The organism is Hafnia alvei (genome assembly GCF_900095695.1).
Taxonomy (GTDB): Bacteria; Pseudomonadota; Gammaproteobacteria; order Enterobacterales; family Enterobacteriaceae; genus Hafnia; species Hafnia alvei_B.
On record NZ_FMIQ01000026.1, the window covers coordinates 39,217 to 55,732 of the forward strand.

14 protein-coding genes and 1 pseudogene are annotated in these 16,516 nt (G+C 46.9%); 11 read left to right on the top strand and 4 right to left on the bottom strand.

The genetic code is table 11. From position 1 onward, the window contains the following. Nucleotides 1-146 precede the first annotated feature (146 nt). From BN1044_RS06850 to BN1044_RS06870, 4 genes are all read left to right on the top strand, one after another. The gene (locus BN1044_RS06850) at nt 147-395 is read left to right on the top strand and encodes a hypothetical protein (RefSeq protein WP_072308070.1); all 249 of its coding nucleotides are present in this window, start codon (nt 147-149) and stop codon (nt 393-395) included. A 13-nt stretch (nt 396-408) separates the two neighbouring features. Then, nucleotides 409-939 (top strand): helix-turn-helix transcriptional regulator, encoded by a 531-nt coding sequence (locus tag BN1044_RS06855; RefSeq protein ID WP_072308071.1) that lies wholly within the window; start codon nt 409-411, stop codon nt 937-939. Nucleotides 940-1,891: 952 nt separating this feature from the next. After that, complete coding sequence (gene uvrB, locus BN1044_RS06865) at nt 1,892-3,910, top strand: excinuclease ABC subunit UvrB (protein WP_025797538.1); 2,019 nt, start codon at nt 1,892-1,894, stop codon at nt 3,908-3,910. A gap of 119 nt (nt 3,911-4,029) precedes the next feature. Continuing rightward, on the top strand, nt 4,030-4,326 hold the full coding sequence (locus tag BN1044_RS06870; RefSeq protein WP_072308073.1) for a VF530 family protein: 297 nt from the start codon (nt 4,030-4,032) through the stop codon (nt 4,324-4,326). Between the two features lie 69 nt (nt 4,327-4,395). On the opposite strand, the gene BN1044_RS06875 is transcribed toward BN1044_RS06870, so the two are convergent. Then, nucleotides 4,396-4,932: an NAD(P)H-dependent oxidoreductase gene (locus BN1044_RS06875; RefSeq protein WP_072308074.1), complete on the bottom strand. Its 537-nt coding sequence runs from the start codon at nt 4,930-4,932 to the stop codon at nt 4,396-4,398. Nucleotides 4,933-5,058: 126 nt separating this feature from the next. Here BN1044_RS06875 and BN1044_RS06880 point away from each other — a divergent pair, with 126 nt between their 5' ends. Next, nucleotides 5,059-5,946, top strand: coding sequence for a LysR family transcriptional regulator (locus BN1044_RS06880; protein ID WP_072308075.1), 888 nt, complete (start codon nt 5,059-5,061; stop codon nt 5,944-5,946). A 9-nt stretch (nt 5,947-5,955) separates the two neighbouring features. Here the strand turns inward: BN1044_RS06880 and BN1044_RS06885 are convergent, their stop codons facing one another. Further along, nucleotides 5,956-6,384 (bottom strand): carboxymuconolactone decarboxylase family protein, encoded by a 429-nt coding sequence (locus tag BN1044_RS06885; protein WP_072308076.1) that lies wholly within the window; start codon nt 6,382-6,384, stop codon nt 5,956-5,958. Between the two features lie 129 nt (nt 6,385-6,513). Between BN1044_RS06885 and BN1044_RS06890 the strand changes: the two genes are divergently transcribed. The 3 genes from BN1044_RS06890 (at nt 6,514) to dusC (ending at nt 10,834) form a co-directional block, all read left to right on the top strand. After that, nucleotides 6,514-7,965, top strand: a complete 1,452-nt coding sequence (locus BN1044_RS06890) for a MocR-like pyridoxine biosynthesis transcription factor PdxR (protein WP_072308077.1) — start codon at nt 6,514-6,516, stop codon at nt 7,963-7,965. Between the two features lie 233 nt (nt 7,966-8,198). Next, nucleotides 8,199-9,743: an anthrax toxin-like adenylyl cyclase domain-containing protein gene (locus tag BN1044_RS06895; RefSeq protein WP_081329552.1), complete on the top strand. Its 1,545-nt coding sequence runs from the start codon at nt 8,199-8,201 to the stop codon at nt 9,741-9,743. A gap of 146 nt (nt 9,744-9,889) precedes the next feature. Further along, nucleotides 9,890-10,834, top strand: a complete 945-nt coding sequence (gene dusC / locus BN1044_RS06900) for a tRNA dihydrouridine(16) synthase DusC (protein WP_072308079.1) — start codon at nt 9,890-9,892, stop codon at nt 10,832-10,834. 51 nt (nt 10,835-10,885) lie between these two features. Here dusC and BN1044_RS06905 read toward each other — a convergent pair. Continuing rightward, nucleotides 10,886-11,805 (bottom strand): annotated as a pseudogene (locus BN1044_RS06905) (EamA family transporter). Nucleotides 11,806-12,007: 202 nt separating this feature from the next. Between BN1044_RS06905 and tam the strand changes: the two are divergent. From tam to BN1044_RS06920, 3 genes are all read left to right on the top strand, one after another. Continuing rightward, complete coding sequence (gene tam, locus BN1044_RS06910; protein ID WP_072308080.1) at nt 12,008-12,796, top strand: trans-aconitate 2-methyltransferase; 789 nt, start codon at nt 12,008-12,010, stop codon at nt 12,794-12,796. A gap of 249 nt (nt 12,797-13,045) precedes the next feature. Continuing rightward, on the top strand, nt 13,046-13,984 hold the full coding sequence (gene pbpG, locus BN1044_RS06915) for a D-alanyl-D-alanine endopeptidase (protein ID WP_072308081.1): 939 nt from the start codon (nt 13,046-13,048) through the stop codon (nt 13,982-13,984). Between the two features lie 183 nt (nt 13,985-14,167). Further along, nucleotides 14,168-15,085, top strand: coding sequence for a DUF808 domain-containing protein (locus BN1044_RS06920; protein WP_072308082.1), 918 nt, complete (start codon nt 14,168-14,170; stop codon nt 15,083-15,085). 415 nt (nt 15,086-15,500) lie between these two features. Here the strand turns inward: BN1044_RS06920 and nlpA are convergent, their stop codons facing one another. Further along, nucleotides 15,501-16,316, bottom strand: a complete 816-nt coding sequence (gene nlpA, locus BN1044_RS06925) for a lipoprotein NlpA (RefSeq protein ID WP_072308083.1) — start codon at nt 16,314-16,316, stop codon at nt 15,501-15,503. Nucleotides 16,317-16,516: the final 200 nt, after the last annotated feature.

Below are 16,516 nucleotides of genomic sequence, written 5' to 3' on the forward strand. Positions count from 1 at the left end.
CGCTACGCAAAACTATTTTGCGTAGCGGATTCCAGTCTTCTTAACTCCCTCTGTTGGTCTGTTTTTATGTCGTGTATTTTGCTCTGACTTAAATCAAGGTTGTCACTTGACAACTTAATGGTGTTTTTTTAAGCTTGGAGCAGAAAATGAGCAGAGCGGCACATCCTAAAAAGGAAATTGAACAGGCGCTTAATTTTGTTGAGTTGAACGGCTGGCGCATTGAAGTGGGCGGCAGTCATGCGTGGGGGAAAATGTATTGCCCCTATCCGCAGGAGAAGTGCCGTTGCGGTGAGTTTTGCATTACGTGCATTTGGTCTACGCCAAAGAATGCGGAAAACCATGCGCGCCAGTTAAAAAAAATCGTTGAGCATTGCGCTCATCACGCCAAGCAATAACTGAGGATAGAACATGAAGGATTATGAATTTACACTCATTTTTTCTTTGCCAGATCAGAATGATGAACCAGCAAACTATCTTGAGGTATTAGGCGCGGCAGGTTGCACCGATGCCACCATCGGTGTAGGGGGTGCTGGTCGTATTGCCATGAACTTTTGTCGCACGGCCGAGGATGCCAATGAGGCGATATCGACGGCTATTCAAGATGTGTTGAGCGTAATGCCACATGCCGTACTGTGTGAGGCTGCGCCTGATTTTGTTGGCCTAACGGATATTGCCGAGCGTTTGGGTTTTTCTCGCCAAAATATGCGTAAATTAATGGAGCAAGGAGGGATTAGTTTCCCTGCCCCTCTGCATCAGGGGAAAACGTCCATTTGGCATCTTGCTAGCGTTCTGACATGGTTAAGAGATGTTAAAAACTACACTATAGACCCCCGGTTATTAGAGCTGGCAGCGGTCAATATGCAGTGCAATTTACATCGTGCCATCAACGAAGCTGATAGCGGTTTTCAGCGAGAGATTTCTGGCTGGCTAAGAAAATAGCGGTTGAGAACACTGCAACCAAAAAGTCATTTCCCGTACAAAACATTAACAACAAAAGCATGAATGGATTCATTGTTTGAATCGCTGTTGGTCAATCTTAATAAGAGCGAATGAAACCCTAAAAAGAGAGCAAAAAAATGCTGATAAATTCCGCACTATGGAGGTGCTCAAAAAAAACACAGCGGTGCAAGCATAGTTCATTAAGGGAATAAAAGATCAAGCGCTGAATCCTCGGATGACGAAATAAGTTACCCTAGCAAGCACTTTTGTTAGTGCGAATAAGTATATCAAAAAGAAAAAATAGCTAAAAAATTAACTAAAAAAAGGACTCCGGCATCGATTTACTGACAGATTGTCATTTTTCCGTAACTCAAGCGCCAAGCGGAGTGGTGCAAGTTATCCACTATTCCTGTGGATAACCTTGTGCATTAGGTTTAGAGAACTCCTCAAAGTCCAGAGCCAGAGCGGCTTTCGCACGCTTTGGTTGATATGATAACTATATTTTAAAACTGTTTTTATTCAATGGGTTATTTAAAATCAAGCACTAGATAAAGAATCGCGTTGCGCAACAAAACGGCCTTGACAAGTGCAGGCTAAAAAAGTTAATTCGCGAGCCGCGTTGGGGATAAATGTCACCGGTAGGTGAAAATTGTAAAACGGATGTAATTTTAGGTTTTTGGCAGTTGTTTAAGGCGGTGACATAGCGTGGGGAAATATACAAAACGGTGCAGATAAGGTTTAAAGCTGGTTTTATATCCAGTATCATAGCTTTCCTCTTCTCGCAGTACGGTGAACGTGATTTTCTGATTGTGTGAAGAAATCCCTAGCAAGGGATATACAGAGTCAGTGGAAAAATTGGGTAGGCCTTCCATAATCAATGTCGGACGATTAAGCATTCGAAAATGCCATGGCCCTTCTAAAAGACAAATGCATTTAAGCAAGGTATTGATTCATGAGTAAAACGTTCAAATTGCATTCTGCATTCAAGCCAGACGGCGACCAGCCTGAGGCGATTCGTCGTTTAGAGGCAGGTTTAGAAAATGGTTTGGCACATCAAACGCTGCTGGGCGTAACGGGTTCAGGTAAGACGTTTACGATTGCCAATGTGATTGCCGATCTCAACCGTCCAACCATGGTCATGGCACCAAACAAAACGTTGGCGGCACAGCTTTATGGCGAAATGAAGCAGTTTTTCCCAGAAAATGCCGTGGAATATTTTGTCTCCTATTACGACTATTACCAGCCTGAGGCCTATGTACCGAGCTCGGATACCTTTATCGAGAAAGACTCCTCGGTAAACGAACATATTGAACAAATGCGGCTTTCAGCGACTAAAGCGCTACTTGAGCGCAAAGATGTCATTGTTGTTGCTTCGGTTTCAGCTATTTACGGTTTGGGCGATCCTGATGCCTATCTGAAAATGATGCTGCATTTAACGCGCGGTATGATCATCGATCAGCGAGCCATCTTACGTCGTTTATCCGAGCTACAATACGCGCGCAACGATCAGGCCTTTCAGCGCGGTACCTTCCGAGTTCGCGGTGAAGTGATTGATATTTTCCCCGCTGAATCTGAGGATGAAGCCCTACGCGTTGAGCTGTTTGATGAGGAAGTGGAACGCTTATCGCTGTTCGACCCATTAACAGGCCAGCTAATCCAAGAAGTTCAGCGTTTTACCGTGTACCCCAAAACGCATTACGTAACGCCGCGTGAACGCATCTTGCAGGCGATGGAAGATATTAAGGTTGATTTGGCGGAGCGACGTAAGGTGCTGTTGGCCAACAACAAGCTGCTGGAAGAGCAGCGATTGACGCAGCGTACGCAGTTCGATCTCGAAATGATGAACGAATTAGGCTATTGCTCGGGCATTGAAAACTATTCTCGCTATCTCTCTGGGCGTAAGCCGGGTGAAGCTCCGCCAACGTTGTTTGATTATCTTCCTGCTGATGGACTGTTGGTGATTGATGAATCCCACGTAACCATTCCTCAAATTGGCGGTATGTACCGCGGCGACCGAGCACGTAAAGAGACGCTGGTGGAGTATGGATTCCGCCTCCCCTCGGCGCTTGATAACCGCCCAATGCGTTTTGAAGAGTTTGAGGCCTTGGCACCGCAAACCATCTATGTGTCTGCAACGCCAGGTAACTATGAGCTCGAAAAATCGGGTAGCGATATTGTCGATCAGGTTGTGCGCCCGACCGGTTTGCTTGATCCATTAATTGAGGTGCGCCCGGTTGCCACACAGGTTGACGATTTGCTCTCTGAAATTCGTATTCGTGAGGCAATTAATGAGCGTGTGCTGGTCACTACGTTGACCAAGCGAATGGCGGAGGACTTAACTGAATATCTCGACGAACACGGCGTACGGGTTCGCTACCTGCATTCGGATATCGATACCGTTGAACGTGTGGAGATCATCCGCGATCTCCGTCTCGGTGAGTTTGATGTTCTGGTCGGTATCAACCTTCTTCGTGAGGGGCTCGATATGCCAGAGGTTTCTCTGGTCGCGATTTTAGATGCAGACAAAGAAGGCTTCCTGCGCTCAGAGCGTTCGCTGATTCAGACGATTGGCCGTGCGGCACGTAACCTGAATGGTAAAGCGATTCTTTATGGCGATCGCATCACCAACTCCATGGAGAAAGCGATTGGTGAAACGGAGCGTCGTCGTGCAAAACAGGAAGCGTATAACCTTGAGCATGGCATCACACCACAGGCGCTGAATAAGAAAGTTTCCGATATTCTCCAACTGGGTGAAGCATCGTCACGCGGCAAAGGGAAGCATGGGCGAAGCAGTAAAGCCGCTGAGTCTTCTGCGGCCTATCAAGCGCTTTCGCCAAAACAGATCGAGCAGAAAATTCGCGATCTGGAAGCACAGATGTATAAACATGCTCAGAACCTTGAGTTTGAAGAGGCGGCGAGCCTGAGGGACGATATTCAGGCGTTGCGCGATCAGTTCATTGCGATGTCTTAATACCCATAAAGCCGCTGGGCACTTCAATATGCCAGCGGCTTGCACTCTCAGGCCGCAGTCAGTATGGTGTGCGAAAATTTTTTAAACTCGTAAAGAGTCCATTGCCGACAGGAATTTTCATGAACGCCCAAACTTCTAAAGACCCTTTGCATGGCATCACGCTGGAAGCTTTGCTGACATCACTGGTGGAGCGTTATGGCTGGGCTGAGTTGGCGAAGATTATCAGCATTAACTGCTTCAAAAGCGATCCCAGCATTAAATCTAGCCTGAAGTTTTTGCGTCGCACCCCATGGGCTCGGCAAAAAGTGGAAGAGCTGTATATTGATTCACTGGCGGACACTCCTGCTGCCAGCCAAGAGGCCCAAGTCTCGGAGCCAAATCCTTGGGGTAAATGGGAAGAGAAGAAACCCTCTTAAAACCGCTTATTTTGAATAAGACGAGTTTGGTCTGTCATCCTCCAGCGCAGAGGATGACAGCTTTAAAAATCAGTCGGCGTTTTGTAATTCATGGATTCTGCTCAGTAATCCATTCACACCAGTATCAATTAATTGATCGGTAATATCGTTGGCACCCTGAATCAAATACGGATCTAGCCAATGCATGCCAACCAAATGACTCATGTTGTTAAACGGTAATAAAAGGCTTTCAACAGGGTAGCGGTTGTACCCCTCGGCGGTGTACGCCTGCGCATTACCTCCTGTAGAGGTCGCGATCATCAGCGATTTGCCATGTAATGCGTTACCTTGGCTGCCATAGGCAAAACCATAAGTTAATACGGCATCTTGCCACTCTTTTAAAATCGCCGGAGAGCTATACCAATAGAAGGGGAAGAGCATCACCACAATATCGTGCTCAACGAGCAATTTTTGTTCGCGTTCTACGTCGATGTTGTAATCAGGATAGTGACGCATAAGCTCATTCACCGTGACGTTTTTCTGAGTTTTCAATGCATCAATCGCAGCATGGCTGATGCGTGATTGGTCGGGAAAACGATGCGCAGCTAATACCAGCACTTTTTTCATAGATTTTCTCTTGTGATTTCAATGATAGCGAGATGATAACGTTCGCGATGTGGGTATTTTTTCATTTCTTTGCGCGGTGGTGTAGCCTGTAAAACAGTAAATCTGTTTCAACCTAAGGTTAAAAGCATGGCATTGCCTGTAGACGTATATCGATTAATCCCCGCTTTTTTGGCCTCGGCAGAGGCGCAAAGCTTTTCCGCCGCGGCGCGTCAATTGGGCATTAGCGCAGCGGCGGTGAGTAAGAATGTTCGGGCATTAGAAATGCGTTTAAATATTCGCTTATTTGCGCGCAACACGCATTTTGTCATGCTGACGGAAGAGGGGGCGGATTTTCGCCGTCGGATAACGCCATTATGGCAGGCTTTAAATCAGGAATTAGACGATCGAAAGCTGAGTGAAGAACCCTCAGGGTTAGTTCGCGTGAGCGTAATCCCCGGTTTTGGTCGCCATCGACTGATGCCACTACTCCCTCTATTCAGTCAACGCTTTCCTAAGGTGACCATCGATCTCGAGATGGAGCCGCGTTTAGTGAATCTTATCGGTGAGAATATAGATGTGGCGATTGGCCAACGCACCGCCACCGACAGCCGATTGGTGGGGCGTGAAATGTGTATGGCCTACAGCAAAATGGCGGCATCTCCTGAGTATTTAGCGCGTTTTGGCACGCCACAAACGCTAGGCGATCTCCTCTCGCATTGCCGCCTGATACATCGAAATTCAGGTAGCGGAAAGCTGATGACGTGGTGGGATCACGAAGGCAGCGTGAACGAGCAGCAAGCGTCATTTATTGCCACATCGCCAGACTGTTTGGTGGATGCAGCGCTAAGTCATATGGGTATTGTGTGTTTGGCGGATTGGTATCTTGAGGAACACTTTCGCAGTGGGCGTTTAATACCGATTCTGGAGCCTTTTTGGCCGCAAGCGCGTTCCATGCATATCTGGTATCCCTCGGCGGATTTGCCGCCAAGGGTCAGAGCGTGGGTTGACTTTGTGTTAACCCATTTCCCTGCGTGAAAGTAGGCGTTACTGACGCATGCTGATTGCCATACGGTTGAAGGCGTTCATGAGGCTAATGGCAAAAGTTAAGTCAGCAATTTCAGTATCGTTAAAGTGTTCTTTCAACGTCGCAAATAATTCATCCGATGTTCCGCAGTATGAAATATGCGTAACAGCTTCAGCCCAATCTAACGCCGCACGTTCACGCGCGTCGAACGCTTCTGCCATACGCCAACCAGATAAAACATCCATTTTATGTTGGCTGTAACCGGCTTTACGCAGCGCCGTGCTGTGCATATCCAAGCAAAATGCGCAGCCGTTGATCTGGGAAATACGCAGGTAAACAAGTTCAACCAGATGGCCTAATGAGCTTTTGCTTAATGCCATGCTGGTTTGAATTAAGCCGTTGTAGGCCTCAGGGGAAAGTTTGCCGTAGGCGAGACGCAGATGTGACATGTTTATTCTCCGTAAAATACATTTGAACAGCACCAAAGAGCATCGCTGTCATGGTTTGATAAAGCGACTTTACGCTCAATATGGCCTAGTATATAGAGCCATATTATTACTATTTTTATAGGCCATGTTATGGCGGCACCTCATCCTTTCCTCGTCGTTGACCATTCAGCAAAAGAGCCAATTTATCGCCAAATTTATCAACGTATTAAGATGGCGATTGCCGATGGGGTACTGGCTCCAGGTGAGCGGTTGCCTTCACTGCGTGGTTTGGCCAGCGATTTAAACGTTGCCCGTGGCACCGTTGAGGCCGCTTATGGATTGCTGAGCGGTGAAGGATATATCGAAAATAGCCAACAGGGCGGAACGCGGGTTTCTCGGCGGCTAAATATGGCGAAAAACATTGAGATACCTAAACCGATATTAGAAACACCTCGCCATGCCGGTATGCCTTTGCCTTCTTCACAGCTGTTGCCGTTTCAACTTGGCGCACCTGCTTTGGATGCATTTCCTTTAGGACAATGGAACCGTCTATTAAGTCAGTGCGCGCGCCAGACCCGGCGGGAAGAGCTCTCTCATCCTGCACCTCAAGGTTTTCTTGCGCTGCGGGAGGCGTTAGCCGGATATTTGCACATCTCGCGCGGTATTCGCTGCGCGGCGCATCAGATATTTATCGCGGCAGGATATCGTTCTGTACTGTCACTGATTGCAAATGCCTTATTAAAACGCGGGGATGAAGTTTGGTTAGAAGAACCCTGTTTTCCGTTCCCGTGGCATGTGTTGCAAGATTTTGGTGTTAGTACCGTGCCTATCCCGGTTGATGAGCAGGGGTTGTGCGTGGAAAAAGGCGTGCGCGATCATCCACAGGCACGCGCAGCGCTGGTGACGCCAGCACATCAAAGCCCGCTTGGTTTAGGACTTAGCCTGCCACGACGCATGCAGCTTTTAGCGTGGGCGCAACGCCAGCAAAGCTGGATCATTGAAGATGACTATGACGGCGAATTTCACTACCAAGGGCATCCGCTACCGGCGCTGAAAAGCTTAGATCAGCTGGAGCGCGTGCTGTACGTCGGCACTTTTAGCAAGGTGCTATTTCCGGGTTTGCGTATTGCTTATGTGGTGGTGCCGGAATCTCTACTACCTCAATTTCATCAGACTATGCGAACGTATCCCTGTGTGTGTCCCACGCTCATGCAGGCTACTACCGCGCAGTTTATTTATTCTGGGCAGTTTTATCGTCATCTAAAAAAAATGCGAAGTTTGTATGCTCAACGCCGAATTTGGCTGGTGCAGGCATTACAACGACAGACGCGTTATCGGCTAACCACCGAGCTTCAGGCTGGCGGTATGCATTTGCTGGTGCGGTTACCCGAATGTTTCGATGATGCTTTGGTTGAAAGAGAGGCGCGGGTACAGGGGCTTGCGTTGGAGGCACTCAGCGTTTGGTATCATGGCGCTGAAAATTCTTCTCACGGACTAATATTAGGATTTACCAACGTTGAGAGCGAAGCAATGGCACGGCAATGGGTGGAATTATTGTTGAATGTGCTGGCGCGTTGTTCTCCCGTTGCGAGTGAGCGCTGAACTCAGTACCATTTGCGCCTCAAATTATATTTACTAATTAGTGCTAAATGTTTTTTATATCATCTTTAAATAAAACAAATCGCTATATTTATTAACCTTTATTTTTAATTATTTTTTTAACAAAAACAGTGGATTGAGATATATTTAAATAAAATAAGAAATATCCCTGAATAGTATCTTAGTTCAGATAGAGTTAGATTTAGTTAACCTTTATTAAATAGTGAAAATATCTTATGAATAACTCATCTATTGTTAAATTACCAAGTTCCTTTAATCATTGTAACTCAGGCGAGTATTCAAGAATGAATTCTTTGAATACGCCTATGGCGCCAAGTAGGAGAATTGAGTCAAACACCGTTATCAACTCAATAAAGGATAATAGTATAATTATAAAAAATAGCACACCGCTTGAGTCAGGCATTCCATTTAAAATGATTGATAACATTCAAAAATATCTTAATGTTGGCAACCGGAAAATTGTTTTAGCGATCCGTAATGTTGAAAAAGAAGCAGGTACATTCTTGGCTTCAGAAAAAAAATATCCAACTAAAAACTTTCATATCAAAGGGAAAAGTAGTAACTGGGGACCTCAAGCCGGGTTGATCCCTGTTGATCAGCGATTTAGCAAGCTTAGAATTAAAAAAGGCGTGTCAGATGAGGAGATTAAAAAATACAGTCAGCAAGTTCAAGAGTGTATTGATAAACACTATGCTGTTGCGACACCACTGCGGGTAACTTATCAGGAGATACAAAAAATAGGGGGGAAGGTTAATGAAGCGCATGGTTTTACTTGGACAGCCCCCTCTGCTAGCGCTGAAATTAAAATTGATTTTAAAGAATGCCCCGATATAGCTGGTGTCTATGAATGCTTTGAAAATGATGTAAAAATTGAGATACTGTCTTATCCTCGTGATTGGGAGAATAAAATCAGTAACGATAGTTATAATGTCATTACGTCATTTCTTCGTTCAAATTATATTGAACGAGTTGTTTTTGAAAATTATGCTGATGCTTATAAGTTTAATATTGGTAATGAAGTTAGCATTGTTCATTTGAAAAAATCCCAAGATGGAGTCATTGTTAATAGAGATTTGCTTCATGCCGTAGGCAAACTGCCAAATTGTCGTGTGGATGGCAATGTGCTAAATGTTGATGGGAAAAAAATTGATTTAACGCCATGCATGACCTCCTTGCCGATTACAGCAGATTTGGACATATTTGGCATTTATTCAGACGCCGCTACGATAGAAGAACAAGATGATAAAGAATCGTTATATCCACAGAGAGAACTTGCAGAATCTCCTAGACAAATAAACCATGCAAAAATAGCACAATCTGAGTCAGTTAACTGCGGGAATATCACAGTTGAGTGCCTTAAAACAGCACTGGGCATTAACCATATGCTGGGGCAAGACGTTATTCATCACAGCACCGAAGCAAATAACCCATATGCGGGGGGAACATTAGATAATTTACCAGCGATGTTTATTTTATCTAAAATGGTTCAAGACAAAATGAGTAAATCGCATTCAGAATTATCTTCATTTTTTGAGAGTGATGTTAAAGCTATAATATTAAAAGATCATCAGACGGTTAATTATCTAGTGAGGTTTTTATCTGAAGCTGGTATCACTGGTGCGTGGAATCCGAGTTGGAACCAGAGTTGTGATATTCCATTGACACCTGTAGGTGGTCATTATAATGGAAGTCAGCAATTACTTATTGGAGACCCGTCGCATATGTTAAAAAATATGGCGAGAAAAATTAATAAGGATTAGCAGCACTGAAGTGTTTTTTAATGTAAGACGCTTCTTTAAATCTGATGTTAAGTGAGCGTTATCCATTGCGACCAAAGGCTGAACTCAGTACCATTTGCGCCTCAAATTTAGGCGCTAATAATAAGGATGATTATGCAGGCTGATTTATGCAGACAGTAAAACGGGTGCTCTTAGCGCCGATGGAAGGGGTTCTCGACTCTTTGGTGCGTGAACTGCTGACCGAAGTGAATGATTACGATCTCTGCATCACCGAATTTGTGCGCGTGGTGGACAGCCTGCTGCCTGAAAAAGTCTATTATCGTCTTTGCCCCGAACTGGCGAATCAAAGCCTAACGCCTTCTGGAACCCCAGTGCGCGTGCAGTTATTGGGACAGCATCCTCAGTGGTTGGGGGAAAATGCGGCGCGTGCCGTTGAGCTCGGGTCGTGGGGCGTGGATTTGAACTGTGGCTGCCCCTCGAAAATGGTCAACGGCAGCGGCGGCGGCGCGACGTTACTCAAAGATCCTGAGATGATTTATCTCGGCGCCAAAGCGATGCGTGAAGCGGTACCGTCACATTTACCCGTCACGGTGAAGGTGCGTCTTGGCTGGGATTCGGGCGCGCGTCAGTTTGAAATTGCCGATGCGGTACAGCAAGCGGGTGCAACCGAAATTACCGTGCATGGACGTACCAAAGAAGATGGTTATAAGGCCGATAAAATTAATTGGGCAGCGATTGGCGAAATTCGTCAACGTCTGAGTATTCCCGTGATCGCGAACGGTGAAATTTGGGATTGGCAAAGCGCGCAAGATTGCATGGCGGCCACCGGCTGCGATTCAGTGATGATTGGCCGTGGAGCGCTAAACGTGCCGAATCTGAGCCGTGTCATTAAACAAAATGCACCTAAAATGCCGTGGTCTGAGGTGATGCAGCTACTCAAAAAATATGTGCGGCTTGAGAAGCAGGGCGACACCGGGCTATATCATGTCGCTCGCATTAAGCAGTGGCTGGGGTATTTGCGTAAAGAATATGCTGAAGCTTCAGAGGTCTTCAGTGAAATCCGTGCGCTGAAAACCTCAGCAGATATTGCCCGCACCATCGAGCGTCTCTAGCGCTAACTACTCTTTCGCTAACTACTCTTTCGCTAACTACTCTTTCGCTAACTACTCTTTCTCAATGGCTGGGCAGCGTGTTCGCTTAGCCATCAGTTTTCCGCCAAAAACATTCACCAATAATCCCAGCATGATGAGCAGCAAGCCATAGATCTGTAGAGTCGAAATTCGCTCGCCTAAAATGAGTGCGCCGCTGGTTAATCCAACCACGGGTACCAGCAAAGCGAACGGCGTTACGCGCCACGTTTCATAACGGGTCAGCAAGCTTCCCCATAGTCCATAGCCAACATGAGTGGAAAGAAACGCGATATAGCACAGGGCCAGAACGGTCGGAATGCCAATATTCAGCACGCTGCTTTCAATAACGGTTTGTCCTTCGAACAGCCACGAACACAGTAAAAAAGGTAAAATGGGCACCAAAGCGCTCCACACCACCAAAGACATAATGCTGGTCTTGCCCGCATTTTGCATGATGGAACGGTTGGTAATGTTGCCGCATGCCCATGAGAATCCCGCCGCCAGCGTAAAGAGCAGGGCGATTAGGGGAATGTCGGTTAAGCTTCCCGTCATACCACCTTTAGCGAGTACCAGCATGCCTACCGCAGCCATAAGAATGCCGACGACCTGACTGCGTTTGATTTTCTCACCAAGAATCAATGCGCCAAGCAAAACGCTAAAGAACACCTGCGATTGCAATACGACGGAGGCAATACCAGACGGCATACCTAGATTGATGGCGCAGAACAAAAAGGCAAACTGTGCGAAGCTGATGGTAAGCCCATAAATAACAATCCCTTTCAATGGGATTTTTGGCCGTGGTACAAAGAATATCGCTGGAAACACAACCAGAATAAAACGCAGTGCGCCGAGGAGCAAAGGTGGCATGCCGTGCAAGCCCACCTTGATGACCACAAAGTTTACCCCCAGATAACGACGACACACAGGGCTAATAACATATCTTTAATGGACATTATGACTCCTTGAAAGGGCGCGCTTTTTTGCGTTTTCTCACTGGCTTGGATGCGAAACTATAGCTAAAGTCATCAAGGCGAGATACCCGTGAACGGGATATGTTCCGAATAAAGAGAAAGGCGGCGCTGTTAGCCTGCTTAGACGCGTGGCAAACCATAAATTTGACTATCCAACAGAAGATTCTGCTTAAAGGAAAACGTCATGAGCGATTGGGATCCCGAACTGTATTTGCGCTTTGAGGCGGAAAGAACGCGTCCAGCGCGTGAACTGCTTGCCAGAATTAATCATCCTCACGCTATGCGGGTTAGCGATTTAGGCTGCGGGCCAGGTAACAGCACGGCGCTCTTAGCGCAGGCGTGGTCAACGGCGCAGGTGACCGGCGTAGATACCTCGCTCAATATGCTCAAAAAAGCGCAAGAACGATTACCGCAGTGTACGTTTGTACAATCGGATATTAGCCATTGGCAGCCCGAAGAAGCGCAGGACGTCATCTATGCCAATGCGGCTTTGCAGTGGGTGTTGGATCATGAAACCCTGTTGCCTCATTTGGTCGCGCAGCTGGCGGATAATGGGGTTCTGGCCATTCAAATGCCAGACAATCTCAACCAGCCTTCTCATGCACTGATGCGAAAGGTGGCGGCAGAAGGGCCATGGGAAAGTCTGAATGGTGAGGCTGAATCGGTACGTAAGAAACTGCTGACTACCGAGGAGTATTACGATCTGCTGGCGCTACAGGGGTGTGACGTCGATATTTGGCGCACCACCTATTACCACGTTATGCCATCGGCCTCTGCAATCATTGATTGGTTAAGTTCCACCGGATTGCGTCCCTTCCTCGATAAACTCAACGAGAGTCAGCGACCAGAGTTTCTTCGTCGTTATTTATTCGAGCTCGAGCAAGTCTATACACCACGTGCCGATGGAAAGGTGTTATTGGCATTTCCTCGCCTGTTTATTGTGGCGCGCAATGTGGAGAACGGGGCGATATAGCCATGCTGGGGGGAGATAGTATTCATTATTGTTAGTCAAAAACTGGATGACGATCTGAATATTGAACTCACAACCAGAAACATAATTATTACATCTTCTCGTAGCTGAAACATTCACGTTAAGAGTATGATTATCGCCAGCTTGTCGGCCTGTATCCCTTGTGTGGCGCGGCAAGCAGCGTTCCGAGGATTTAAGCACACCATTTTATGCTGCCCTCGGTGTTATCGAACATTTGATTGATACGTGATCATGCCTGTAAAACTCCGATATTCCTTATTAAGCCTGTTGCTTTTAGGCAGCAGCGTGGCCTGCGTTCCAAACGTGCTTGCAAGTGAGAACGCGCCAACAACGCATAATGCCTCTTCTTTGGTATTAGCGTCAGGCAGTGCAATGGTGGTGGATTTAAAAACCCATAGCGTCATTTATTCGAGTAACCCAGACGTGCAGGTGCCTATTGCTTCAATCACTAAACTGATGACAGCAATGGTAGCGTTAGATGCTAAGCCGGCGATGGATGAAGTGATTTCGGTGGATATCCACAATACCAAAGAGCTGAAAGGCGTTTTCTCTCGGGTGCGCGTGGGAAGTGAGGTCAGCCGTCGTCAAATGATGTTAATGGCGCTCATGTCTTCTGAAAACCGTGCGGCGGCGAGTCTGGCCCATCATTATCCGGGCGGCTATAACGCCTTTATTAAAGCGATGAATGCTAAAGCGCGTTCGCTGGGCATGACTCATACGCGTTACGTTGAGCCCACCGGGCTTTCTGTGAACAACGTGTCAACGGCGAGGGATTTAACCAAGCTGCTGACGGCGAGCAAAAACTACCCGTTAATTAGCGAGCTGAGCACCACAGAAACGAAGTCGGTGACTTTCTCAAACCCGGTTTATACCGAAACATTTAACAATACCAACCATTTGGTTCGTAATGATAAATGGGCAATCCAACTGACTAAGACCGGCTTTACGAATCAGGCTGGTCATTGCTTGGCGATGCGTACCACTATCGGTGGTCGTCAGGTGGCGCTGGTGGTGCTGGATGCTTTCGGAAAATATACCCATTTTGCCGATGCTAACCGCCTGCGAGATTGGATGTTAACCGGTAAAGCATCGCCGGTTCCTGCGGCGGCGCTGAGCTATAAAAAACAGAAAGGCCTGCACGGTAGCGTACAGGTGGCTGATAATAAATAGCTCTCAAAAATAAATCGTTTTGAGCATTAATCGGTGCTGATAGTTTTCCTGCACACGATAAGCACGGCGGAGGCTAAAACCTCTGCCGTTTTTTTATGCATAAAGGTGATTTTGAGATTAACGCGACATTTTTACCCCTAACCCCTATCATTATCTCAGTGATTAAAGCTTAAGGATTTCAATGTGGCTGGTGGTAGCTTACTAACGTTATTAGATGATATTGCTTCAGTGTTAGACGACGTTGCGCTGATGAGCAAAATGGCCGCTCGTAAAACCGCCGGGGTTTTAGGCGATGATTTAGCCCTGAACGCAGAGCAGGTCACCGGCGTTTCGGCTGAACGAGAACTGCCGGTGGTGTGGGCAGTGGCGAAGGGATCTCTGCTCAACAAAGTCATTTTAGTGCCGCTGGCCTTGCTGATCAGCGCTTTTGCCGCGTGGGCGATAACCCCTTTGCTGATGCTAGGTGGGGCATTCTTGTGCTACGAAGGTTTTGAGAAACTGGCGCATAAAATGTTGCACGGCAAAGAGGAAAAACATCAGCCAAAAGCCGAAGAGAAGGTGCCTGATGATCTACGCGCCTACGAAAAGGCCAAAATAAAAGGGGCCATACGCACCGATTTTATTCTCTCTGCCGAAATTGTGGCGATTACGCTCGGCACGGTGGCCGGTGCCCCTTTCATCCAGCAGGTAATCGTGCTCAGTGGTATTGCTATTGTGATGACGCTGGGTGTTTACGGTATCGTTGCAGGCATTGTGAAGCTTGATGATTTAGGCCTGTGGATGAGCAAAAAAAGCTCGGCGCTGGCAAAAAAACTGGGCGGATGGATCGTTGATGCCGCGCCGTATCTGATGAAAATCCTCTCTGTGGTAGGTACGGCGGCAATGTTTATGGTCGGCGGTGGGATTATCGTTCACGGTTTGCCGTGGGTGCATCACTACTTTGAGCATTTAGCTGAAAGCGGAGCCGACCTACCCACCGTAGGTACCGTGATTGCAGGCCTTGGCCCTACGCTGCTGAATTTGGTGTTTGGGGTTATCGCAGGGGCCATTGTATTGCTGGTAGTAAGTGGCGTAGGGAAGCTGTTCCCGAGGAAGGGGTAAGACCAATCATAGCCCGAGCATTCTGGATAGGGCTTAAGATTTCGAACGCCAGCTAGCATCTGAATTCTCGGAGAAAAGCGCGAGAATTGAAGGGGCGCGCGCTATGAACTGCGCCCCTCATTGTACGCCTTCGGCTTAGTTACATGTGAAAGCGGTTATTGATAGGCGGAAGAAACCCTACACCAAGGCATCACAAACGGAGGCATCTTAACCCTCTGGTTTTCCCCCTAAAAAATCAACTTAAATACGCCCGTAATCGTCAACAGCCCCACAATAAAGATAATCGCAATAACCCATAAGAGAATTTTCATTTGCTGTTCCTTATCTATTTTTAGTCGCTGAAAAAAACGCCCTAAATGGGCGTTAGTCATATTGAGTATAGATTAAGAAAAGCAAATGCTTAGGATATTGGGGTCTACCACCCTTGCACGGCGCCGCCGTTGAATATTTTCTGAGCCGCGGCGGCAACCTCTGGCGATTGATAAGATTTCACGAAGTCTCGGACATTTGCGGCGTCTTTATTATCTTCGCGGGTGACGATGATATTGACGTAAGGCGACTCTTTATCTTCAATAAATACGCTGTCTTGGACCGGCGATAACCCAGTCTGTTGTAGATAGGTGGTGCTGATAATCGCCACGGTGACTTTAGGATCTTTTAACACGTGCGGAAGCTGCGCGCCTTCAAGCTCCATAATATTTAAATTGAGCGGGTTGGCGGTAATATCAATCGACGTTGGCAACAGGCCTTTATCCTGTTTAACCGTAATCAGCTTCTCTTTTTGCAGCAGCAATAATGCGCGTCCCAAGTTGGTAGGATCGTTTGGAATCGCGATGGTATCTCCCTTTTTCAGCTCGGAGACAGTCTTGATTTTGTCTGAGTAGCCCGCCATCGGAAAAACAAAGGTGTTGCCTACGGCGACTAATTTATAGCCGTGCGCCTGATTTTGTTCGGCGAGATAAGGGCGATGTTGGAAAACGTTAGCATCGAGCTCACCTTTATCGGTGGCGTCGTTAGGCAGCAGTGAACCACTAAATCCAACCAGCTCCACGTCGAGGCCATATTTTTCTTTTGCTACTTTCTGAGCCACTTCAGCCACATCCTGTTCAGCCCCGTAAATCACACCCACTTTTATATGATGAGCCTGATCGCTTTTTTGATCACAACCAGAGAGCAATGCAGCAGTGCTAAATAGCGCAACGAATAGCGTTGCGTTAAACGCAGATTTCATGAGTACCGTCCTTATGTTTTTCAATGGGGTGAGAAAGGTGCAACGCCAATATTAATCGCTTTTCTAAACCTTCCGCTTGATGGCTTTTGCCGACGTTAACGCTTCTGCCGAAAGGTTATTTTGACGTCTATTCAGCATCGCTTTTTCACCTGCGTTTGTATGCTGATTATTTTTCATCATGCTGCCTATACGGCCCACTT